This is a genomic window from Burkholderia sp. Bp8991 (assembly GCF_003853795.1).
GTDB lineage: Bacteria > Pseudomonadota > Gammaproteobacteria > Burkholderiales > Burkholderiaceae > Burkholderia.
Map to the genome: position 1 here is coordinate 1 of NZ_QTQJ01000095.1, position 346 is coordinate 346.

The window sequence follows — 346 nt, forward strand, 5'->3', positions numbered from 1 at the left end:
CCGATCGTCGTCGGCCGCGTCGAAGGCGTGACGATGTTTGCGAAGAACACGCCGCTCATCTGTCTCAAGCAGATGCCATTGCCCGGTATCGTGATCTTCGTGCATGGGGTGAATTCCGAAGGCGAATGGTTCGAGGCGTCGGAGGAAGGGATGTGCAAAGGCCTGAATCGCAGGCTCGGGCGTCTGGACGATCAGATGATGTATCACGGTATCGATGCCGGACAGTTGACGCCCGCGAAGTACACGGAGAGTGTGACGCCGGATGGGTATCTCAATCCGAAGCTGCTTCCCAATAACTACGTCAAGCCCGAGCCGTCGTTCTCGCCCGTCATTCATTTCCGCTGGG

The 346-nt window shown here is 58.1% G+C and carries 1 pseudogene; it reads left to right on the plus strand.

The features are described 5' to 3' along the window. Nucleotides 1-3 precede the first annotated feature (3 nt). A pseudogene (locus tag DIE02_RS35310) lies at nt 4-346 on the plus strand (hypothetical protein); the annotation flags it as partial.